This is a genomic window from Proteus sp. G2675, from assembly GCF_963886535.1.
Classification (GTDB): domain Bacteria; phylum Pseudomonadota; class Gammaproteobacteria; order Enterobacterales; family Enterobacteriaceae; genus Proteus; species Proteus mirabilis.
Map to the genome: position 1 here is coordinate 45,416 of NZ_CAWPCB010000015.1, position 22,589 is coordinate 68,004.

22 protein-coding genes and 2 tRNA genes are annotated in these 22,589 nt (G+C 38.5%); 11 read left to right on the plus strand and 13 right to left on the minus strand.

Annotated elements, in window-relative coordinates:
* The first annotated feature begins 1 nt into the window (after position 1).
* From sufS to AACQ49_RS04570, 3 genes are all read left to right on the plus strand, one after another.
* The gene (gene sufS / locus AACQ49_RS04560; protein WP_004243160.1) at positions 2-1,243 is read left to right on the plus strand and encodes a cysteine desulfurase SufS; all 1,242 of its coding nucleotides are present in this window, start codon (positions 2-4) and stop codon (positions 1,241-1,243) included.
* A gap of 21 nt (positions 1,244-1,264) precedes the next feature.
* The gene (gene sufE / locus AACQ49_RS04565; RefSeq protein ID WP_004243158.1) at positions 1,265-1,693 is read left to right on the plus strand and encodes a cysteine desulfuration protein SufE; all 429 of its coding nucleotides are present in this window, start codon (positions 1,265-1,267) and stop codon (positions 1,691-1,693) included.
* 117 nt (positions 1,694-1,810) lie between these two features.
* Positions 1,811-2,728, plus strand: coding sequence for a L,D-transpeptidase family protein (locus AACQ49_RS04570; RefSeq protein WP_004243156.1), 918 nt, complete (start codon positions 1,811-1,813; stop codon positions 2,726-2,728).
* Between the two features lie 103 nt (positions 2,729-2,831).
* On the opposite strand, the gene AACQ49_RS04575 is transcribed toward AACQ49_RS04570, so the two are convergent.
* Both AACQ49_RS04575 and AACQ49_RS04580 read right to left on the minus strand, forming a co-directional pair.
* Positions 2,832-3,071, minus strand: coding sequence for an Lpp/OprI family alanine-zipper lipoprotein (locus AACQ49_RS04575; RefSeq protein WP_004248171.1), 240 nt, complete (start codon positions 3,069-3,071; stop codon positions 2,832-2,834).
* 275 nt (positions 3,072-3,346) lie between these two features.
* Positions 3,347-4,399, minus strand: a complete 1,053-nt coding sequence (locus tag AACQ49_RS04580; RefSeq protein ID WP_004248170.1) for a linear amide C-N hydrolase — start codon at positions 4,397-4,399, stop codon at positions 3,347-3,349.
* A gap of 403 nt (positions 4,400-4,802) precedes the next feature.
* On the opposite strand from AACQ49_RS04580, the gene AACQ49_RS04585 reads away from it, so the two are divergent.
* Positions 4,803-6,194, plus strand: coding sequence for a glutamate decarboxylase (locus AACQ49_RS04585; protein WP_161778906.1), 1,392 nt, complete (start codon positions 4,803-4,805; stop codon positions 6,192-6,194).
* Positions 6,195-6,298: 104 nt separating this feature from the next.
* Entirely contained in the window at positions 6,299-7,852 is a 1,554-nt protein-coding gene (gadC, locus tag AACQ49_RS04590) for a glutamate:gamma-aminobutyrate antiporter (RefSeq protein ID WP_036907938.1), read from the plus strand.
* A gap of 113 nt (positions 7,853-7,965) precedes the next feature.
* Here gadC and pykF read toward each other — a convergent pair whose 3' ends face one another.
* From pykF to AACQ49_RS04610, 4 genes are all read right to left on the minus strand, one after another.
* Positions 7,966-9,378 carry a pyruvate kinase PykF gene (pykF, locus tag AACQ49_RS04595; RefSeq protein WP_004248168.1) on the minus strand — a complete coding sequence of 471 codons (1,413 nt, stop codon included), beginning with the start codon at positions 9,376-9,378 and terminating at the stop codon, positions 7,966-7,968.
* A 465-nt stretch (positions 9,379-9,843) separates the two neighbouring features.
* Positions 9,844-9,920: transfer RNA gene (locus tag AACQ49_RS04600), tRNA-Val, on the minus strand.
* Between the two features lie 28 nt (positions 9,921-9,948).
* A tRNA-Val gene (locus AACQ49_RS04605) sits at positions 9,949-10,025 on the minus strand.
* Positions 10,026-10,193: 168 nt separating this feature from the next.
* Positions 10,194-11,567: an MATE family efflux transporter gene (locus AACQ49_RS04610; protein WP_004248167.1), complete on the minus strand. Its 1,374-nt coding sequence runs from the start codon at positions 11,565-11,567 to the stop codon at positions 10,194-10,196.
* Between the two features lie 303 nt (positions 11,568-11,870).
* Here AACQ49_RS04610 and AACQ49_RS04615 point away from each other — a divergent pair, with 303 nt between their 5' ends.
* Positions 11,871-12,527: a riboflavin synthase gene (locus tag AACQ49_RS04615; protein ID WP_004243145.1), complete on the plus strand. Its 657-nt coding sequence runs from the start codon at positions 11,871-11,873 to the stop codon at positions 12,525-12,527.
* Between the two features lie 89 nt (positions 12,528-12,616).
* Here AACQ49_RS04615 and cfa read toward each other — a convergent pair whose 3' ends face one another.
* Entirely contained in the window at positions 12,617-13,771 is a 1,155-nt protein-coding gene (gene cfa, locus AACQ49_RS04620) for a cyclopropane fatty acyl phospholipid synthase (RefSeq protein ID WP_004243144.1), read from the minus strand.
* A 302-nt stretch (positions 13,772-14,073) separates the two neighbouring features.
* Positions 14,074-15,291, minus strand: coding sequence for a purine nucleoside transporter PunC (punC, locus tag AACQ49_RS04625; protein WP_004248166.1), 1,218 nt, complete (start codon positions 15,289-15,291; stop codon positions 14,074-14,076).
* 119 nt (positions 15,292-15,410) lie between these two features.
* On the opposite strand from punC, the gene punR reads away from it, so the two are divergent.
* Positions 15,411-16,313: a DNA-binding transcriptional activator PunR gene (gene punR, locus AACQ49_RS04630; RefSeq protein ID WP_161778907.1), complete on the plus strand. Its 903-nt coding sequence runs from the start codon at positions 15,411-15,413 to the stop codon at positions 16,311-16,313.
* 9 nt (positions 16,314-16,322) lie between these two features.
* Here the strand turns inward: punR and purR are convergent, their stop codons facing one another.
* A complete protein-coding gene (purR, locus tag AACQ49_RS04635) occupies positions 16,323-17,348 on the minus strand; it encodes an HTH-type transcriptional repressor PurR (RefSeq protein WP_004243141.1) in 1,026 nt (341 codons plus the stop codon).
* A gap of 268 nt (positions 17,349-17,616) precedes the next feature.
* On the opposite strand from purR, the gene cydH reads away from it, so the two are divergent.
* On the plus strand, positions 17,617-17,700 hold the full coding sequence (gene cydH / locus AACQ49_RS18425) for a cytochrome bd-I oxidase subunit CydH (protein ID WP_096043109.1): 84 nt from the start codon (positions 17,617-17,619) through the stop codon (positions 17,698-17,700).
* Positions 17,701-17,834: 134 nt separating this feature from the next.
* On the opposite strand, the gene sodB is transcribed toward cydH, so the two are convergent.
* On the minus strand, positions 17,835-18,413 hold the full coding sequence (gene sodB / locus AACQ49_RS04640; protein WP_004243139.1) for a superoxide dismutase [Fe]: 579 nt from the start codon (positions 18,411-18,413) through the stop codon (positions 17,835-17,837).
* A 239-nt stretch (positions 18,414-18,652) separates the two neighbouring features.
* Positions 18,653-19,468 carry a sulfite exporter TauE/SafE family protein gene (locus tag AACQ49_RS04645; protein ID WP_004248165.1) on the minus strand — a complete coding sequence of 272 codons (816 nt, stop codon included), beginning with the start codon at positions 19,466-19,468 and terminating at the stop codon, positions 18,653-18,655.
* A gap of 296 nt (positions 19,469-19,764) precedes the next feature.
* On the opposite strand from AACQ49_RS04645, the gene AACQ49_RS04650 reads away from it, so the two are divergent.
* Positions 19,765-20,100, plus strand: a complete 336-nt coding sequence (locus AACQ49_RS04650) for a hypothetical protein (RefSeq protein ID WP_004248163.1) — start codon at positions 19,765-19,767, stop codon at positions 20,098-20,100.
* 150 nt (positions 20,101-20,250) lie between these two features.
* Here AACQ49_RS04650 and AACQ49_RS04655 read toward each other — a convergent pair whose 3' ends face one another.
* Positions 20,251-20,817, minus strand: coding sequence for a TetR/AcrR family transcriptional regulator (locus tag AACQ49_RS04655; RefSeq protein ID WP_004248162.1), 567 nt, complete (start codon positions 20,815-20,817; stop codon positions 20,251-20,253).
* A gap of 98 nt (positions 20,818-20,915) precedes the next feature.
* On the opposite strand from AACQ49_RS04655, the gene AACQ49_RS04660 reads away from it, so the two are divergent.
* Both AACQ49_RS04660 and AACQ49_RS04665 read left to right on the plus strand, forming a co-directional pair.
* On the plus strand, positions 20,916-21,449 hold the full coding sequence (locus tag AACQ49_RS04660; RefSeq protein WP_004248161.1) for a dihydrofolate reductase family protein: 534 nt from the start codon (positions 20,916-20,918) through the stop codon (positions 21,447-21,449).
* 315 nt (positions 21,450-21,764) lie between these two features.
* Entirely contained in the window at positions 21,765-22,103 is a 339-nt protein-coding gene (locus tag AACQ49_RS04665; protein WP_004243134.1) for a Grx4 family monothiol glutaredoxin, read from the plus strand.
* A 151-nt stretch (positions 22,104-22,254) separates the two neighbouring features.
* On the opposite strand, the gene tnpA is transcribed toward AACQ49_RS04665, so the two are convergent.
* Positions 22,255-22,589: IS200/IS605 family transposase (gene tnpA / locus AACQ49_RS04670; protein WP_161731358.1), on the minus strand; the 335-nt coding region annotated here is incomplete at its 5' end.

Sequence of the window (22,589 nt, forward strand, 5' to 3'; positions counted from 1 at the left end):
CATGATGACACATTCCATTGAAAAAGCGCGGGATGACTTTCCTATTCTCTCCCAACAGGTGAAAGAAAAACCTTTAGTCTATCTCGACAGTGCCGCAAGTGCGCAAAAACCCGCTTGTGTCATGGAGCGTGAAAAACAGTTTGCCTTAACACAATATGCCGCGGTTCACCGCGGCATTCACACATTAAGTGCAAACGCCACCACCTTAGTGGAGAATGTTCGTAAGCAAGCAGCACATTTCTTAGGTGCAAAGAGTGAAGAAGAAATCGTTTTTGTAAAAGGAACGACAGAAGGGATCAATTTAGTCGCTTACAGTTATAGCCATCGTTTCCTAAATGATGGTGATAACATTATCATTACTGAAATGGAACACCACGCGAATATAGTGCCGTGGTATATGTTAGCAAAACAGTATGGTTTTCATGTCCGTGTTATTCCTCTGCTCGCTAATGGGCAACTCGATTTAGCGCAATTACCCCAATTAATTGATAACAGAACTAAGTTACTGGCGATCACTCATCAGTCTAATGTACTGGGAACCGTCAATCCTATTGCTGAAATTATTTGCCAAGCTAGAGAGTATTCGGCTCAGCAAGGGGGCGAGTTACATATTTTAGTTGATGGGGCACAAAGTGCGATGCATCAAGCTATCAATGTTAGTGCGTTAGATTGTGATTTTTTTGTATGTAGTGGCCATAAACTTTATGGTCCGACAGGGATTGGTTTGCTATATGGCAAAAAAGCGCTACTTGATGAATTACCTCCATGGGAAGGGGGTGGCGCTATGATAAAACATGTGCATATCAATGGTGATATTACCTACGCGGATGCGCCGTGGCGATTTGAAGCTGGAACGCCTAATATTATCGGTATCATTGGCTTAGGGGCAGCATTGGAATATCTTGCTCAATTTGGTATGGATAAGATTGCTGCATATGAAAATAGCTTAATGCAATATGCACAACAACAATTAACCAAAGTAAAATCATTAACGCTTTATGGTAATGAAGCGCGTCAAGGTGTGATAGCATTTAATTTAGGTAAGCATCACGCTTATGATGTGGGAACTTTTCTTGATAACTATGGTATTGCTATTCGTACGGGTCATCACTGTGCGATGCCAATTATGGACTATTATCAGGTTCCTGCCATGTGTCGCGCTTCGTTGGGATTATACAATAATAAAGCGGATATTGATGCACTGGTTAATGCGTTGTTACGCATTGAAAAACTATTAGGCTAACAATTAAAAAAGAGGTTATTCATGGCAATTGCGGCTTTGCCTGATGAAGCAAAATTATTACGCAATTTTTCTCGTTGTCAGGATTGGGAGCAACGTTATCTTTATATGATGGAGCTAGGAGAACGCTTACCACCATTAACAGATGAACAAAGAACGGCGGCTAATTTTATTGAAGGTTGTCAGAGCCAAGTCTGGATAGCGGTTGAATTAGATGAGCATAAGCAGCTGATTTTAGCCGGTGATAGCGATGCAGGTATTGTTAAAGGATTAGTGGCATTAGTGATTATTCTTTTTCAAGGTAAAACGGTAGAGCAAGCTCTCGCCACTGATGTTAACCACTATTTCTCGACATTAGCACTGGAAAGTCATTTGACGCCATCTCGTACTCAAGGGCTACACGCTATGGTAACACGGTTAATGAAACGCTTTTCGGAATACACTGTAGCATAAATGTTACCCGATCCCATATTAATGTTCTAAACTGACTTATTATATGATAATCATAACGATGAGAATGTTATCATGATAATAGTCAGTTTATTTTATTGCTAACACACGGGATCAACAATGAAGAAATGGTTAACCTTATTGGGTGCATCGCTGTTAGGGATGAGCAGTCACTTAACTTATGCACATGAATACCTGCTACCTACGGATGGCTCACGTATCATTGGGGAAAATGTTTCTTACACCGTTCCTGATGATAAACGTTCTTTAGAAACGATCGCTGCACAATATCAAGTAGGTTTGCTAAATATGATGGAAGCCAACCCAGGTATTGATCCTCTATTACCCGAAGCGGGTAAAACACTACAAATTCCCTTACAGATGATCTTACCTGATACCGTGCGTAAAGGTATTGTCATTAATCTGGCAGAATTGCGCCTCTATTACTATCCCAAAGAAGGGGGAACCGTTGATGTCTATCCTATCGGTATTGGCCAATTAGGGCGGGAAACGCCTGAAATGGTGACATCTGTTTCTCAATTGATTAAAGATCCGACTTGGACGCCGACAGCCAATATTCGTAAAAATTATGCGGCTAAGGGGATCACATTACCGGCAGTGGTACCAGCAGGGCCAGATAATCCAATGGGGGCATATGCGTTAAGATTAGCGCACAGTCGTGGTGAGTATCTTATTCATGGTACTAATGCCGATTTTGGTATTGGCTTAAGAGTGAGTTCTGGCTGTATTAGATTACGTCCTGATGATATTGAAACACTGTTTAATGTGGTACCCAAAGGCAGTCGGGTTCAAGTGATCAATAAACCAATTAAATTTACTGAGACTGCAGATGGTAAGCAATTTATTGAAGTGCACCAACCACTCTCACAAAATGAAGATGACGATCCCCAGACGATGCCCCTAACGTTTACTAAACAATTTACGGCTTGGTATGAAAGTGGCAAAGTGGATAAAGCAAAAGTGGATGCAGAAATTATTCGTCGTTCAGGTATACCGGTCGATGTAACCGCATATTGATGATAGATATTCAATGATGAAAAAAAGCAGATACTTCATAGGTATCTGCTTTTTATTATTAATTAAAGCTGACTTTACGTTTTCAGCTTATTAAGCAGTCAAATTATTTTTTATAAGTAGTTACTTGGTTATCTAGACGCTGATTAGCACGAGCTGCTTCATCATAAGCGGCTTTTGCTTGAGCGTTAGCTGATTGAACATCACTACTTAGTTGTTGAACTTGCGTATTTAAACGGTTTACATCAGAAGAGATTTGGTCTAATTGTGCGTTGTTGCTAGAAGAACAACCTGCTAATAGGCCTGAAGCCAGAATTACCGCACCTAGTACAATTTTTGCTTTCATTGTGACAACCTCTATTATTAGTTTGTTTAAAGGAACAAGTAGCATTTTGTATGAAGCCACTAGTAAGTATGGCACAGTTATAAGAAAATACAGAATTTATTTATAACTAGCTATAACTACTTACTCTTTATATGACAATATGAAAAATAACCTACAACAAGCAAATAACCAGTATAAAAAATGCGTGTTATTTCACAAAAGATTTTTATTCGTAAAAGTCTGATATAAAAAAATTTTCTCCGTGCTAAACTATTTTAGTTTCTATCTAAAGCATTTTACAATGCCTCTTCCAAATTGACCTTAATAAAAACCGCGCTACTTTCATTTTTAAATGACTCAAGTGTGAACTTTTGAAAGTTTAAGTTGTTGTAGCCTCTGAAGAAAAAGATCCCCCGTTCTAAATCAGTTAGCGCCGTCCAGACAGAAAATTCACTAGTATGAAGTTTAGTTAGCGTATCATTACCTAATAGTGGATCAATGGTTGCATCTTTAGGGCGATCGAAGCGATTCATGATATGGGCAAGCTCAATAAGCTGTTTATCAGGATCAGAAACTTTGTGGTAATAGGTTGAATAATAAACTGCACGAATAAATCTATCTACAGAAGTATCTGAGCTAGGTAATGTTGCTAATGCAATACCACTATCAGGTTGGTTGATTTTAATACGACCTAATGTGCTACTGGAAACGTTGATATTAGAAAGATGAGTGTAGTTGTTTAAATTAGTTAAATGCCACGGGAAAATAGGGCCATTGGTCATGCAATAGGTAGGATTATCATAAATATGTAATTTACCATCAGAGACTTCGACAACAATACAATCACCGGTTTTATCATAAAATGCGTAATGGAAAGGGCTTGGTAAGTTACGTAACAATAATAGCTTTTGTGACCAAAAATGGGTTTGGGGGATAATCTCTTTTAACTCTTTAACCGTCGCATATTGTCCTAATGCCCACTCACCAATAGCAGCAATAGGAACAGAGCTTGCGTAATATTGGGGATCGAGATCATCTAACTTAGAGTTAGGTAGCATATTTAAGCTAAAAGAGAGTCCCTGACTATTTACACCTTCAAGTACATCTTTGGTACCCGATAAGTTAATAGGAGCGGTAATAGCCATAAAAGGATATTTAACGCTGTACTTTAATCCGGGGGTTCCATCAGGGGCATTTTGCTGAAAAGTATGACCTTGTGGATAATAAGCTAAGATAGACGTTGGCTCATCAGAAGAAAACTCCATTGTCCGACCATGATAAACACGTTTTTTCTTGTCAGTAATCGCAAGTGTTGTGCAAGCGAAGGGGTGTCGGTTATTTTCTATCATCTTTTTTTGTTCCTTATTAAATCAAATCTAAATTAAATAATTATTAATTTTAAAACTTAGATTTAAAATTTCATTTACATTTATATTTTAAATTAAGTGTTATTACTTAATGCTATAAAGGTTATTTCTCATAATTCAAGTTTTATTATAGTACAAATATTTTATTCTAAATGTACATAAATAAATTAACATAAAAGCAAGTGGAATATTATTAATATCATTTAAAATCAATGAGTTGTTATTTCTTGTGGAGTGTTAAAGCTGATTTGATAAATATACTCTCGTTGTTTTCATAAAATATAAAAAATTTTTCATTACTGGAATTATTAGACTATCTTTTAAAGTAGGTATTTAAAATCATTTAGTCACTAATGTAATAATAATTAGTAAAGGTAATTTCAAGATGAATAAAAAAACGCCAAGTTATAGCTCACTCGATGATGTTTATGCATCGGTTGATTTATCACAATCCTTACCGAAAACACATTTTCCGCAACAAGAGAGCCATCCTCGTCATGTTTTTGATGCTGTAAGGGATGAGCTGATGCTAGATGGCAATTCAAGACAAAATCTGGCCACATTTTGTCAAACCTGGGTAGATGATGAGATCCGTGATTTGATGAATTTATCTATCGATAAGAACATGATAGATAAAGATGAATATCCACAAACGGCAGAAATTGAAAACCGTTGTGTTCATATGCTTGCTGATTTATGGCACTCACCCGATCCACTCGATACCCTAGGTTGTTCAACCATTGGCTCCTCTGAAGCGGCAATGCTGGGGGGACTTGCATTAAAATGGCAATGGCGTAAAAAACGCCTTGCTGCTGGAAAAGCGACAGATAAACCAAATCTTATTTGTGGGCCAGTTCAAGTCTGTTGGCATAAATTTGCCCGTTATTTTGACGTTGAACTCAGAGAGATCCCGCTTGAAGGTGATCGCTTGATGATGAGTCCTGAAGAGGTCATTAAACGTGTTGATGAAAATACTATCGGTGTAGTGCCAACATTAGGGGTGACCTTCACCTGTACTTATGAGCCAGTAAAAGCGGTACATGATGCACTCGATCAACTACAAAAAGAGACCGGACTTGATATTCCTATTCATGTCGATGGTGCGAGTGGTGGCTTTTTAGCGCCTTTCTGTGCACCTGATTTAGAATGGGATTTCCGTTTACCGCGTGTTAAATCCATTAACTCATCAGGCCATAAGTTTGGTTTAGCGCCATTGGGCTCTGGTTGGGTAGTATGGCGAGAAGCTAAAGACTTACCGGAAGAGCTTATTTTTAATGTGAACTACCTTGGCGGTAATATGCCAACCTTTGCGCTTAATTTCTCACGTCCCGGTGGGCAAATTATTGCTCAATACTATAATTTCTTGCGTCTTGGTAGAGAAGGGTATGCGAAGATCCACAATGCCTGTTATCACACCGCGCAATACCTTGCTCGAGAAATTGAAAAGCTAGGGCCTTTTGAAATGATCTTCAGTGGTGATAGTCAAAAAGGAATACCTGCATTAGCGTGGAAACTGAAAAAAGAGGCTAAGGTAAGCTACTCCTTATATGACATCGCTGATAAATTGCGTAGCCGTGGCTGGCAAGTACCCGCTTATTCTATGCCTGCTGATCGCCAAGATTTAGTTATTCAACGTATTCTTGTTCGTCATGGTGTGAGTTTAGATTTGGCGACATTACTGATAGAAGATATGAAACGTACTCTCGATTATTTCGAAAAACATCCTGTCAGCACACCTTTATCTGAAGAGGATGGCGGTGGCTTTAACCACAGCTAAACAGGCTCTTTTATTTGGTAATAGGTTGGAGAAATAGACTCTTTTTCTCCAGCCTTGATTATCTGCACACCATTATTTCATTGTATACACGTAGGAGAATGAGCATGGCGACATCTGCAACAAGTTCTGCCTCAAAACAGCTCACATTATTAGGTTTTTTTGCCATAACTGCATCCATGGTGATGGCGGTCTATGAGTATCCAACTTTTGCAACTTCCGGCTTTAGTCTAGTCTTTTTCTTATTACTAGGCGGTTTGTTGTGGTTTATTCCTGTTGCATTATGTGCAGCTGAAATGGCAACCGTTGAAGGATGGCAAGAAGGGGGCGTATTTGCTTGGGTATCTAATACGCTAGGGGAGCGCTGGGGATTTGCGGCGATCTCTTTTGGTTATTTACAAATAGCGATTGGTTTTATTCCAATGCTTTATTTCGTATTAGGAGCATTATCTTATATTCTTGATTGGCCTGAGTTAAATACCGATCCGCTCACCAAAACGATTGCCGCATTAGTGATTTTATGGGGATTAGCTTTAACTCAATTTGGCGGAACTAAATACACGGCTACTATTGCTAAATTAGGTTTCTTCGCGGGGATATTATTACCAGCAATCATTTTAGTGCTTTTAGCTATTAGTTATCTGGTCAGTGGTGCGCCTTTAGCAATAGAAATCAGCAGTAAAACCTTTTTCCCTGATTTTACTCAGATTGGTACTTTAGTGGTTTTTGTGGCCTTTATTTTAAGCTATATGGGCGTGGAAGCCTCAGCCACTCACGTCAACGAAATGAAAAATCCGGGCCGTGATTATCCGCTTGCCATGTTTTTATTAATGATTGTGGCAATATGCTTAAGCTCTATTGGCGGTTTATCTGTTGCTGCAGTGATCCCTCATAACGAAATCAACTTATCTGCGGGGGTGGTTGAAACCTTTAGTGTTTTAGTCAGCCATTTTAGTAGCGGATTAGTTTGGGCGGTTAAAATTATTGCTGCACTATTATTGCTTGGCGTCTTGGCTGAAATTGCGTCGTGGATCGTTGGGCCTTCACGGGGAATGTTTGTGGCTGCACAACAAGGTATTCTTCCGCCAACACTGGCTAAAGTAAATAAAAATGGTGTACCGGTAGCTTTAGTGATCACTCAGCTAATTATTACTACTATTGCTATAGTGGTGCTGACTAACACCGGTGGTGGGGGCAATATGTCATTTCTTATTGCTTTAGCGCTGACGGTGGTGATTTATCTATGTAGCTACTTTATGCTGTTTATTGGCTATATGCATTTGGTTTGCAAGCAAGCTGATAAAAAACGTGCATTTAATATTCCCGGTGGTAAAGGTGTTAAATTATTAGTGGCCGTTGTCGGTCTGATTGTGTCTATTTTAGCTTTTGTTGTTTCATTCTTCCCACCTAGCTCTTTACCCGGTGGCAGCAGTGATACAACGTATGTTTCATTGCTAGTGGTGAGTTTTATTATTATTTTTGCTTTACCTTTTATTATTTATGCGTGCTCTCGCAAAGGTAATAAAGCCAATGTATCGATGATCCATATTAAGAGTCATAATGCACCGAAAGGACACTTTTTTATCCATCCTCGTGCTCGTTCAACGCATTATTTAGTGCCAATAGATAAAACAGATCATGATAGTCAGCAACAGAAATAATCTCTTTGGCAGTAGTTCAATGTGATGTTTTTTATAAAAAGTAGCGATAAAAAAGCCATCCGTTAAAACGGATGGCTTAAATTTTTTAATTACAAATTAGCTATAATCGAGTATTACAGAACGTGTACTGATGAAGTATTTGTCGTTCCACTATCAACCAGTGCACCTGTAACCATAACAACACGATCACCTGCATGGGCTAAGCCACTTGATAATGCTGCATCTTTACCGATACGGTAGAAGTCATCAGTAGAAGCAATTTTATTAACTAATTGTGTTGTCACACCTTTCACTAACAGTAATTGGCGTGCGGTCTCTTCATTATTTGTTAATGCTAAGATAGGCGCTGTTGGGAAATATTTACGGATAGAGCGCGCTGATTTACCGCCATAAGTTGCTACAACGATAAGAGGAGCATCTAATTTCTCCGCCATTTCTACAGCACCACGACAAACAGCTTCTGTTACACGTAATTTAGCACCTAATTGGTAAGACTCTAAACGTGATTTCATGATGCGATCAGTACGATCACAGATAGTCGCCATAATAGTCACAGCTTCTACTGGATATTTACCTTTCGCACTTTCACCGGATAGCATAACAGCATCAGTACCATCTAAAATAGCATTGGCAACGTCACCTGCTTCTGCACGAGTAGGCCGTGGATTTTTGATCATGGAATCTAACATCTGTGTTGCAGTGATAACCACTTTACGCGCAGCGTTACATTTTTCGATCATCATTTTTTGTGCAAAGATAACTTCTTCAACAGGGATCTCAACACCTAAGTCACCACGTGCAACCATGATACCGTCAGAAGCTTCTAAAATTTCGTCAAAGTTATTTAAACCTTCTTGGTTTTCAATTTTAGAGATGATCATGATGTTTTCGCCACCGTGTGCTTTTAAGTGAGCACGCATCTCTTCAACATCTGAACGTTTACGAATAAAAGAAGCGGCAACAAAGTCAACGCCTTGTTCGCAACCAAAGATAAGATCTTGTTTATCTTTTTCTGCTAATGCCGGTAAGCCGATAGAAACACCTGGTAAGTTAACGCCTTTATTTTCGCCTAAATCACCGTTGTTGAGTACTTCACATACCACTTCAGTATCAGTGACTTTAATGACTTTCATACCGATAAGGCCGTCATCGACTAATACGGTATTGCCGACAGTTAAGTCTCTTGCGAAACCGTCATAAGTGACCGCAACGCGATCTTTATTACCAACAACAGAAGTATCTGTTGTAAAGGTAAAAGTCTGACCTGCAACTAAAGAGACATCGTTACCACCTTCTAATTTAATGGTGCGGATCTCAGGTCCTTTAGTATCTAATAAAATGGCTGCTTTTTTGCCTGTTTTTGCGCAGACATTACGCAGGTTTTTGATACGGTTGCCATGCTCTTCATAGTCACCGTGAGAGAAGTTTAGACGCATTACGTTCATGCCTGCGTCCAGTAATTGAGTCAGTTTTTCTTCAGATTCGGTTTTTGGCCCGATGGTGCAAACAATTTTTGTCTTTTTCATGGCAGTCTATTAATGATTCTATTGTAATGGATGAATAAGGATTAATGTTGTTGGGTTATATCAATCATCTTAACAGTGCGAAACACGATAAGTGCATTCATTTCTAGCTAATAAGTTGCGCAACATGTGAGTGGCTCCAACAACATGATAAAAATTTTGTCACTATTTTGTATAAAAGATTGCTAGACATCTTACATTATAGTCTATCATGATTCATTTGTTCTGTTTTCTAAAGATGCCTGTAAATCAATACGCTGAAACCTTTCAACAAAATTATGTTTTGTATTATAGAGGTTAATTTCCATGAAGAAAATCGAAAAAAGGTAAATTTAAGTGATGTGATCAAAATAGGGCTCTGATTGCTTGTTTTTTAAGCGTTTTGTTGCGCAATTAAATTTTGCGTAATCATTTTGTTGTGGTGTAGGGGAGGTAACACGAAATATAACAAGAATTAAGAAAGAGAAATGGTGCGTCCAAGTGGACTCGAACCACCGACCCCCACCATGTCAAGGTGGTGCTCTAACCAACTGAGCTATGGACGCACTGTATTGAAATGTTGTTCAGAGTAAATGGTGCGTCCAAGTGGACTCGAACCACCGACCCCCACCATGTCAAGGTGGTGCTCTAACCAACTGAGCTATGGACGCATTCTTTATTCTGGGTGACAACGGAGACGAATATTAGCGAGATGATTTGCTTCTGGCAAGAGGAAAAACACAAATTTGTATTCAACTGCTCGTATTTAAAGCTATTTGTTGATATTTGTGTCATTCCTTTGCCAAAAAATAACGCTTTTTAACGCTTTAATGGAAGTATTAACGCTCCGAGCGTAATAAGACAACCTCATCAGATTGACGCTGGATCCACCAAATACGTGTTCCCATCATAATTGCAGAAGCGGTTAAACCTAAAATAAAACCAATCCAGAACCCCGCAGGCCCCATTGCTTCAACAATATAATCCGTTCGTCCCAAGAGATATCCGGAAGGCAAACCAATTACCCAATAAGCGATAAAGGTAATAAAAAAGATAGAGCGAGTATCTTTATAACCCCGTAATACCCCTGAACCAATAACCTGTACGGAATCTGACAACTGATAAAGTGCGGCGAATAACATAAGATGAGAGGCTAATGTCACCACTTCAATATTATCGTTATACATTAAAGCAATTTTTTCTCTAAAAATAATAGAGAAAATAGCGGTACAACTTGCCAGCATTAATCCGACAGCAAGGGCTGTAATGGCTGAAGTACGAGCTTGCTCTGTAGAACGTTGCCCAAGGTTATAACCCACACGAATTGTTGCAGCTATTCCCAAGGAAAGAGGGAACATAAACATTAATGAGCTAAAATTAAGGGCTATCTGGTGACTTGCAACAGCCGTTACACCTAATGGTGAAACTAATAATGCCACAACAGCAAACAGTGTTACTTCAAAAAATAGTGCTAGCCCTACAGGTAACCCTAACAATGTAATACGTTTTATTGTGTGGAATTCAGGTAACACTAGGCGTTTTTTGGGCATAACATCCCGTTGTGTTGGTGCTCGACGCACATAGTAGCGCATCATTAAGAACATCGCCCAAAAAACAGAGGCGGTTGCCACACCACAACCAATCCCACCTAATTGTGGGGCACCAAATTTACCGTAAATAAAGGCGTAGTTAACAGGAATATTAATTAATAATCCAATAAAGCCGATGATCATGCCTGGTTTTGTTTTTGATAATCCCTCACATTGGCTTCTCAGCACTTGATAATAGAGACAACCAGGAGCACCCCACATAATGGCATGAATAAATCCAATGGCTTTTTCTGCTAGCTCAGGCTCGATATCATGTTGCGCTTCAATAATAAAACGGCTGTTATAAAGAATGGCAATGACCATGATGGATAAAAAAGTGGCAAGCCAAAAACCTTGCTGTGTACGATTAGCAATATGCTTTCGTTGTCCTGAACCATTTAATTGTGCAACGATGGGGGTCAATGCCATTAATATACCTTGACCTAATAAAATCGTTGGCAACCAAATCGACGTACCTACAGCAACCGCAGACATTTCTGTGGCATTGACAGCACCTGCCATCACGGTATCAACTACTCCCATAGCAGTTTGGGAGAATTGAGCGATGATAACAGGGATACCAAGAGCAAGTAAGCTACGCGCTTCTTTTATATACTTCTGCACGCATACACCTTTATTCATTATAATAAGACGGAAGGGAGGAAAGAACGTCACATGTTAATATGGCGTAAAATAATCCTTAAGCAAACATATTCTAATGATAAATGTTTAATTATCAATGAAAGATATGACGTTTTTCAACCACAGAATTTTGATAAGTAAATAAGTGGTTTTACGTTATATTTGATGGCAAACATCATAAGGGGAGAAGGCAATAATGATCCCTTTGTGTAATATCACTTATGTTATCCTGATTACACTAAATTAATTAAGATAAACTCGCTTATCAGTCCAAGGAGATGTGAGATGTTTACAGGTATTGTTCAGGGAAAAGGACGTGTTATTGCCATTGAAGATAAAGGTGATTTCCGTACCCATATCATTGAATTACCTTCCGAGTTAGTCAATAACTTAGAAACAGGAGCTTCGATTGCTAACAATGGTTGTTGCTTAACCGTCACAAAAATCGATGGCAATAAAATTAGTTTCGATTTAGTGAAAGAGACGCTGCGCTTAACTAATTTGGGCGAGTTAACGGTTGGTTCAGAAGTTAATATTGAACGAGCGGCCAAATATGGCGATGAAATTGGTGGTCATGTGATGTCTGGTCATATTGTCACTACGGCTGAAATTGCGAAAATTATTACTTCAGAAAATAACTTACAGATCTGGTTTCGTATTTTTGATCAGACATTGATGAAGTATATTTTGCATAAAGGTTTTATTGGCATTGATGGTATTAGTTTAACTATTGGTGATGTGGTTAATAATCGTTTCTGTGTCCATCTGATCCCTGAGACTCGCGATAGAACGACGTTAGGTCGTAAGCGTTTGGGGGATAAAGTTAATATTGAGTTAGATCCACAAACTCAGGCGATTGTTGATACCGTAGAGCGTGTTATGGCGCAACAAGCATTAACGGTTAAGCTTCAAGCAACACACGAAGAAGAAAACGAAAAATAATATAGTCTGTTATCAGACGACTAGAATTAAAAAATCCCGTTTTTCAGTCTATGGAAAACGGGATTTTTACCTCTATTGATAGCTAAAAATCAGCGAGGTGTGCGTAATCCACCTATTCTACCTTTCGGGCTTAACATAATTTGCCATAACTGAATATCTCTGGCGCGGAAAGCACCCGCACAAGCATTCAAGTAGTAGCTAAACATGCGTTTAAAACGAGGTGTATAGTTAGATTCAATTTCAGGCCAGCTAGCTAAAAAACGCTCATACCATGCCATTAAGGTTTTGTCATAATCGGCACCAAAATTATGCCAATCTTCCATAACAAATTTATTTTCCATTGCCTCAGCGGTTTTTTGAATAGACGGCAAACAACCGTTAGGGAAAATATATTTACTTATCCAACTATCGACATTAACTTTATTGTGATTAGAACCAATGGTATGTAATAAAAATAGTCCATCTTCTTTGATATTACGACGAGCGACATCAAAGTAAGTGGCATAGTTTTTCGGGCCAACATGCTCGAACATACCAACAGAAACGATACGGTCGAACTGCTCGTTTAAGTCACGGTAATCTTCTAAGATGATATTGACATCAAGACCTTTACAGCGCTCTTGTGCTAATTTCTGTTGTTCAACTGAGATGGTCACCCCTGTAACAGAAACGCCATAGTTTTTGGCAGCATAAGCAGCAAGACCACCCCAGCCACAGCCAATATCGAGCAATGTCATACCTGGTTTTAGCTCTAACTTACGGCAAATAAGGTCGAGTTTGTGCTGTTGAGCAACTTCTAAGCTATCCGCATCCTTCCAATATCCACAGGAATATTGCATATAAGGATCTAACATTGCGGTAAAGAGGTCGTTACCTAAATCGTAATGCTCTTTACCCACCATCCACGCTCTTTTTTGTGTTTGTAAATTAAAAATGCGTGCCATGGCTATTTTTAAAATATCGCGCCAGTTACTTGGCAATTTATTTTCAAGACCTGCTCGTAAAACTTTATGAAAGAATATATCAAGACGTTCGCAGTCCCACCAACCATCCATATAGCTTTCACCGAGACCTAATGAGCCTTGTTGTAATACTCTTTTATAAAAATCTTTATTATGCACTTGGATATCATAAGGTTCAGAACCATTGATATGAATGTCTGCTTGAGCGAGCAGCTCTGATGCGATCCGTTGATAAGGATCATTGGAGGTCTTTCGGCCTTCTTCTACACAAGATGTACTCATATACTCTCCGGCGTAAACTAAGCGGGTTTTGAGGCATGAAGCAAGAAAGGATAATGCAGATTGGTAGAGTTAAAACAATATTGAATTCAACACAGATTGAATGAATAAAATTATTAAGAGAACTAATCTGACATAATCAGCAAATTATCTGTTTAATGCCTCAAAATCCGAAAGAAAAATGAATAAAACGCTTAAGCGTTTGAACAAGTATAGAGATGTAAATAGGTTTTCTCTAGAAAATAAAAAGGCCATTTTATACAAATGGCCTTTTTTAAGAATTTTCCTAAAAGCAGGGTGTGGCGTTATTCTGTCGCCTGAACTGTGTGTTTGCTAACGGATTTATTACGTTGAATAAAGTAACCCAGCGCCATTGGAATAGCCGTGAGTGCCATAATCGCTGTGGTATTAATTAATGGCTGTTGGCTAATAAAGGCTGAGACAATAAAGCTTGCTAAACTACATAGACCTAATTGTAGCGCATTTTGCAATGCGGCAGCTTTACCACTCACTTCCGGGTAGGCTGATAGCGCATTAGAGACGGCAATGGGATAAGAAGCACCGTTCATCACAGCCATAATACAAAATGGAATTAAAATTGTTGTTAATGTTGGGTGTGTATATTTGGCGACTAAGAACAACGCTGTCATGCTCACTGCGTAGCCAATTAACAATAAAGGTAACAGTGTCTTACCCGACATTTTTGATAATAAAATGCGACAACCATAACCACCTACCATAAATGCGATGGTTTGTGGAATATAGCTTAAGCCGATATCTTGTGGTGAATAACCCATCTTCTCAAGGATAATCGGAGAGCCTGCTAACCAAGCAAAGAAACCCGCACTACAGGAAGCGTAAACTAATACGTTACCGGCATAGATAGGTGACTTAAGCAAAGTTAAAAATGATACTGTAGATGGGCCTGCATCAATAACTGATTTTTGTTTAATATTTTTTAGCATCAATGTGGGTAGCATTAATACAAGAGTAATTGCCATCAGCAACATAAAGATCATGCGCCAGCCACCGTGGTTTAACAGAAAAGCACCAATGAGTGGCGCTAAGGCTGGGGAAAGGGCGACCAATGGCATAATTGATGCGAAAACGTGTTGAGCGCGAGACTCATCAAAACGGTCTATCACTAGTGCTTGCCAAATAACGGCTGCAGAGCAGACGCCAAAGGCTTGTAAGAAGCGCATGGTTAGTAAACCGGCAGCACTATCTACCCAAAGCATACCTAGACAACCTAGGGAGAAGAAACTTAGCCCAATAAGTAAAATAGGCTTACGCCCCAATTTGTCTGAGAGTGGCCCCCAAAGTAGTTGAGCGACAGCAAAGCCAAATAGAAAGATACTTAAGCTGTTACTGACGGCGCCTTCACTGATTGATAATTCGCGTTGCATCATACCAAATGCAGGCAGATACATATCGATAGCTAAATAGCCCAGCATACTAAGGCAGGCGAGATACACCATAAAGAGAGAAGGTGTTTTTGATTGTGTGGAATTCTTTAAAGTCATTTTAATTTTCTATGTTATGTGATGTAAAACATTTTATATATTGTAGCTAAGAGTGATTTTACTTGTGAAACGGGAATATTTGGTTAATGCTGTGAAAAAAATTCAAAGGAATAAATATTATGTGGTCAGAATACTCGCTAGAGGTCGTTGATGCTGTCGCTAGAACGGGGAGTTTTAGCTCAGCCGCTCAAGAATTGCACAGAGTACCCTCCGCGGTGAGTTACACCGTGAGACAATTAGAAGAATGGCTTGCCGTTCCTTTGTTTGAACGCCGGCATCGTGATGTTGAATTAACCGATGCGGGTAAGATCTTTATTAAAGAAGCCCGTTCTGTTATCAAAAAAATGAATGACACTCGCCATATGTGCCAGCAAGTCTCAAATGGCTGGCGGGGGCAGTTTAGCATTGCCGTGGATGGTATTGTCAAACCGGCTAGAACACAGCAACTTATTCTGGACTTTTATCGCCATTTTCCTGATATCGAACTCTATGTTTATCCTGAAGTTTTTAACGGTGTCTGGGATTCATTAGTGAACGGGCGTGTTGATTTGGCTATTGGTGCCACCAGAGCTTCACCTATTGGTGAACGTTATAGTTTTAAAGATATGGGCTTTATGCCGTGGCGATGTGTGTGTCATGCTGATCATCCTCTTGCAAGCGCGGCACATCCTTTAACCGATGATGAGTTACGGCCTTATCCTAGTTTATGTTTAGAAGATACCTCACGTAGTTTACCAAAACGAGATACTTGGGCATTAAATAATCAGCGCCGAATGATAGTGCCTTCATGGGATATGGGGCTTGAGTGTTTATTAGCAGGATTATGTGTTGGTATGGTGCCTTGGCACCGAGCGGAGCTATTAATCGAACAAGGTAAGTTGGTTACCCTTACCTTAGCACAACCCTTGCCAGACAGTCCGTGCTGTCTAACATGGGTTGATAAAAGCGAATCGCCGGCATTAACTTGGCTATTAGATTATCTAGGCGATAGCCAAACCTTAAATGAGGAATGGCTTCGTTAATGAAGGGGATCAGCGGCGATAATCAATAAATGGACCATCGGCAACAGAGCGACGTTCTACTAGGCGCGGGTGTACTTCGATAGTTTGTGCATCCTCGCGTTTATTCACAATACGGTCGAGTAACATGGAAAAAGCCATTTGTCCTAAACGCTCTTTCGGCTGGTGAACCGTGGTTAAAGCTGGTGTGAAATAGCGTGCATTACGGATATTGTCGTAGCCGACAATGGAAATATCGGCAGGAACACGTAATCCTAACTCATCAGCTGCACATATTGCTCCCATCGCCATAACATCACCGCCACAAAATACGGCAGTAGGGCGTTGCTTTTGATTGAGCATTTGGGTCATGGCTTTGTAACCAGATTCAGGTTCAAAGTCACCTTGTACAATCCACTCTTCTTTTACCGTAATTTTCGCTTCTTCCATGGCTTTTAAAAAGCCCTGTAAACGACCGCCTCCGGTATTTCGCTCTAGAGGGCCGGGGATAATACCAATATCACGATGACCTCGTTCAATAAGATAACGACCGGCTATATAGCCACCATGGAATGCGTTATCAATAATGGTATCAGTAAAGTCACCACGGGCTTTTCCCCAGTCCATGACGACCATCGGAATATTACGATAACCTTCTAAGAGAGAAAGAAGATGATCGGGATATTCTGAACACATGACTAATAAACCATCAACACGTTTTTGTGCCAACATAGCTAAATAAGCTTTTTGTTTATCAAGATTATTATGTGAATTACATAAAATTAGCGTGTAGCCTTTGCTATAACAACTATTTTCAACAGCTTCAATCACTTCAGCAAAGTAAGGTGCTTCACTGGACGTGGCTAATAAACCAATAGATTTAGTGTGATTGACTTTTAAACTACGTGCGACAGCACTCGGCGAATAATTTAATTCTTTTATCGCAGCCCAAACTGCCGCTCTTGTGTTCTCAGCAACAAAACGAGTTTTGTTGATCACATGAGAAACAGTCGTGGTTGATACGCCTGCGCGTTTTGCCACGTCTTTTATTGTTGCCATGGTGTGGAAAACTCCTGACCTTCATTGGTCTCTTTTAATTCATTTTATGGTTTAACTGCCAGTATAGTCATATATAGGGCAAACACTGGCAATAATTTAGCGATTAGCTGTGAATTTTGTATGATCTAGCTCAAAAGTGAAAGTATTAATCAATGTTATAAATTGTGCTCTAGTCGCTATTTTAGCAAAACTTGATATGTAATAATAATTAACCATGACAAGATTATGGTTTAATCTGAGTATTATAATCATTTTGAGGGAGAAATAGATGGATACGGATCTGAAATTTGGTTTAAGTACCGCAGTAGCAGCACTGGTTATGATCGTAATATATGCAAGTTTATTGTTTTGATTGTTAATTGCTAATTAATTGCTTAAATTTTAGCTATCCAAAGTGAGCAATCAAATATATCAATATAACAAAGGGCACTAGGCCCTTTGTTATTAGATTATCAAAAATGGTTTTCCCATCTCTGAAACAGTCAATTAAGCAAGATTTGCTTCAACAAATGACCAGTTAACCAGTGCCCAGAACTCTTCTAAGTATTTCACACGTGCATTACGATAGTCGATGTAGTAAGCGTGCTCCCAGACGTCAACAGTTAACAGTGGTTTATCTTCGCCAGAAACAGGTGTTGCAGCGTTAGATGTATTAACAATGGCTAATGAGCCATCTGCTTTTTTCACTAACCAAGTCCAACCTGAACCAAAGTTTTTTGCAGCTGCATCATTAAATTGTTTTTTGAACTCTTCAAAAGAGCCAAACGCTTTATTGATTGCTTCTGCAATTTTACCTGTTGGTGCACCGCCTGCGTTTGGTGCTAAGCAATTCCAGTAGAATGTATGGTTCCAAACTTGAGCAGCATTATTGAAAATACCACCTTCAGTAGTTTTGATGAGCTCTTCTAAAGATTTATTTTCTAAATCAGTACCTTTAACCAAGTTATTTAAGTTGGTTACGTAAGTTTGGTGGTGTTTGCCGTAGTGGTATTCTAATGTTTCTTTAGAGATATGTGGCTCAAGAGCATCTAACGCATAAGGTAATTTTGGTAATTCGAAAGACATTGCGTACTCCTTTATCCTATCATTTTCGGGTTTTGTGCCTTAAACCATTCCATCTAATTCAACTGAATTGATAAAATGAGGCAAATGAACTCACTAAGTTGTTACTATTTTGCTAATTATTTTAACAAAAATTCATTGAAATAACAGCTAAATATCTTTTATCTATTAGTATAGAACATATAGATTAGTTATATTGATAAGAGTATCTCTCACTAAGATAGAGGTAAAGTGTTAAAACACTATCCCAATATCAGGGTATATAACATTTTAGCCATGACGATTAATAAGAATAGGGCAAATATTTGGCGTACTCTGGCAATAGGTAGTTTATAGGCAACTTTTACGCCGATAGGGGCTGTAAGTATACTGGTAATACTAATACCAATAAAAGCAGGTAGATAGACAAAACCTAAATAATAGTCTGCTAATTCAGTTTGTTGCCAACCATAAACGATCCCCATAACAGTCCCAATAGTGGCGATAATCACACCCAGCATTGATGATGTTGCAATACATTTACGGGTATTAAACCCCCAGTGGCTTAATAGCGGTATTGTTATGGTGCCACCCGCTATACCAATAAAACTTGAAATAAAACCCACTAAGCTACCACCGGTTGTCAGTGCTGGTTTTGAAACCACCGGATCTTGGGCATTCTCAACACGTTCAGCTTCTTTTTTCTTGGTCAATAATCCATATATGGTATAGGCCATAAAAATACAAAAGATAATTTGCAATAGGGTATTTGAGAGTTTTTGTACTAAGAATGTCCCAACTAGCATACCGAGAAGAGTGCCTACAGCGAGGAGCGGAAATTGTGACCATAAAATCGCTTTATGTTTATTATGCGAATAAGCAGAAGAGGCGGTAGAAAATATAATGACAGAAAAAGAGGTTGAGAGGGCGATTTTCATTACCATATCTGCAGGGATAGCTTGTTGGCTAACAACATACATCACAATAGGAACAATAATGGCTCCACCACCAATTCCTAACAATCCGGCAAAAAATCCAGTTATACATCCCACAATCAGAAACAGTAAAATCATTTCCATTACTAAATACTCATAAGTTTAAATAAGCGAGTTTTGACGAGTCCATGATAATGGCAGATCCCTATGAGAAATAACATCTCATTTTTATATATATAAATAATTAGTTAATTTTACTTATTGTTTTATCTCTGTTGAATAAAAGAAAAATAAAAAATGGGTAAATTAATCTATTGAATATATAATTAATTTGTATGTGCCTTGCAAAGCGTGAGCAGGATATTTATCAGAATGTTTAATTATGATCTATAATTTAAATTGAACTAATGATTGATGTTTATTCATAAAAAGGAGTATTTATGACTGCTAAAATTGATCCAAAAGCATTTTTTGATTTACCCTTTGAGAATGGTAAAGACATTACGGATAAAGAATTAAAAGCCGCTTATGATGCAGGGCACACTTTTATCCATATTGATTTAAGTGATGCGCATTTCTCACCACAAATTACCTTGTTCAATGGCAATGAATTAGATCGTATTCGCGGTGGTGTTATTCGTATTGATAATAACTCAACGAAATCTACTTTAGTTGCTGAAGGGCCAAGTAAAAAACCAGAGCAATTAAAAGCCGGTTATTATTACCACGCTTCAGGTACTACAGGTTGGGATATTATTGTTAAGCCTATTAAATAACGAAATTTATCAATATCCAATTTAACGAGATATTGATATTGACGTTGAAAATTTGTGTGATCAGGGACATCAGATATCCGTCGACTAAAACATTATCTGGTGTCCTTTACTGTAATCATTGCGCTATATGTGAATATTGGCATCTTGTCGTTACATTTTGGCCATTCCTAATGAATGACAGATTAGCTCTAATGGACCATACATCATTTCATTTTTAATAATACCTTTGTCTGGATTACAACTGATTGAAATAGTAAAACCGTGCAAATAATCAGCGATTAAATTTAGGCTATCTTCTTCGACTTTTTTAGGAAGAGCTAAAGGCGAGATGATAATTTTATATCGTTTGGCAAATATTTGAGCAGGACCTTGTAATGACATAGTCAGTATAATATTCAGTAATCCTTTGTATTTACATAATATTTCAACGTAACTGACACATAAATATTTTAATTCTTCTTTCCAGTCAGAATATGCTTGAGGAATATAGATCTCTTCTGTAAGTGACGTAGCTAGTGTCTCTAGCAGTGAATTTTTATTTTTGAAGTAGTGGTAGATTGCCATGGGATCTACATTTAATTGTGTTGCTAACGATCGGATACTAGGCACTTTTCCGTCGTTTTGCATCAAAATCTTGGCTTTGTTTAAAATAGCATCAGCGCTTAGCTGTGAATGTGCTCTTGCGGGTCTTCCTCGTTTTTTTTCATTGACATTCATCTAATAACTCCAATAAGCTTACAATAATTCTATGCTGTAGAATTATTGTAAGTAATAGTTTGGATTTATTCAATTACAAAGAATTTGATGAGATATTTATGGCAAATATTGTATTTATTGCAACTAGCTTAGATGGTTATATTGCAGATAGGCAAGGCAAGCTCGATTGGTTATATTCAATACCAAATCCAGATAATATTGATACAGGTTTTATCACTTTAATGGAGAAAATTGATGCGTTAGTTATGGGACGTAATACGCTAGACACGATACTGAGTTTTAATTGTGATTGGCCTTACACAAAGCCCGTGTTTGTACTGAGTAATTCTATGACAACTGTTCCAAATGGTTATAACGGAAAAGTATTTTTAGTTAAAGGTGAATTGCAAGATATTATTACCGAATTGAATGCTAAGGGATTTAATGAACTTTATATTGATGGCGGTGTGACAGTTCAAAGTTTTCTAAATGAAGATTTAATAGATCAAATGATTATCACCCGCTTTCCGATCTTACTTGGCGGTGGAACACCTTTATTTGGCGAGCTAAAACAGCCATTAAATTTCAAGGTGATTAAAAATGAAGTATTACTAGAAAATCTAGTCCAAACCACTTATTTACGTGATAAATAATATTTATTCCTTCTAGGAAATAGTGCTGTGCTTTTATGCGTTTATTTAGGTGCTTTTTATGGGGGCACTTCACATTGGGCGAGGGTTTACGGCATTTTTCGCTAAGCCAACATTAATCTTATTTTATTTGTTCCCAGATCGTCATGCCTTGTCGTATGTTTTCTCATCAACTATAGAGTGATTTATCCGTAATTTATTGATTTAGATACATAACTAAACTTATATAGAGCTTTCTTATATAAAGTGGTATTCTTCTTTCATGTTTTCCTCAATATAAAACATACTGAATATAAAAAGGTTGTAAGGACTTAATAAATGACGACTATCGAAAAAATTGAACGCCAAATCAAAGAAAATCCCATCCTGCTATACATGAAAGGATCACCAAAATTACCAAGCTGTGGATTTTCTGCACAAGCCGTTCAAGCGATTTCTGCTTGTGGTGAGCGTTTTGCTTATGTCGATATTTTGCAAAACCCTGATATTCGTGCAGAGCTACCAAAATATGCTCATTGGCCAACTTTCCCACAGTTATGGGTGGATGGCGAATTAGTCGGTGGTTGTGACATTATCTTAGAAATGTATCAGCGCGGTGAATTGCAGAAGTTATTAAAAGAGACTGCAGATAAATACCGTGGTGAAGAAGAAGCATAATCCCCATTGCGTTTTTCACCATGATTTAAATTGACCGTAATTAAAAAAAGAAGCCAGTACATTATTTGCACTGGCTTCTTTTTTGTCGTTTTATCCAAAGCACCGTAAAACCCCGTCCTTCAGGTCGGGGATATAAGGCGCGGTTTTTTAACTAACTAGATGTTTCCTGTTGCTCAATGTACTGGCGGATAATGGATATTGGTGCGCCACCACAACTCCCCGCGAAATAACTCGGCGACCAAAGAACCCCCTTGTAGTAATCACGTTGGGCAATATCAGGACGATCACGTCGAAGTAATCGACTCGATACCCCTTTAAGGCTGTTAACCAGATTAGATATCGCCAGTTTGGGCGGGTAATTAATCAATAAATGAACGTGATCCCGTTCCCCATCCATTTCAACCAGTTCAACATCAAAATCAGCACAAACACTGGCAAAGTAGCCTCGCAATTTTTCAATTGCATCCTGATCAAATATTTTTCGCC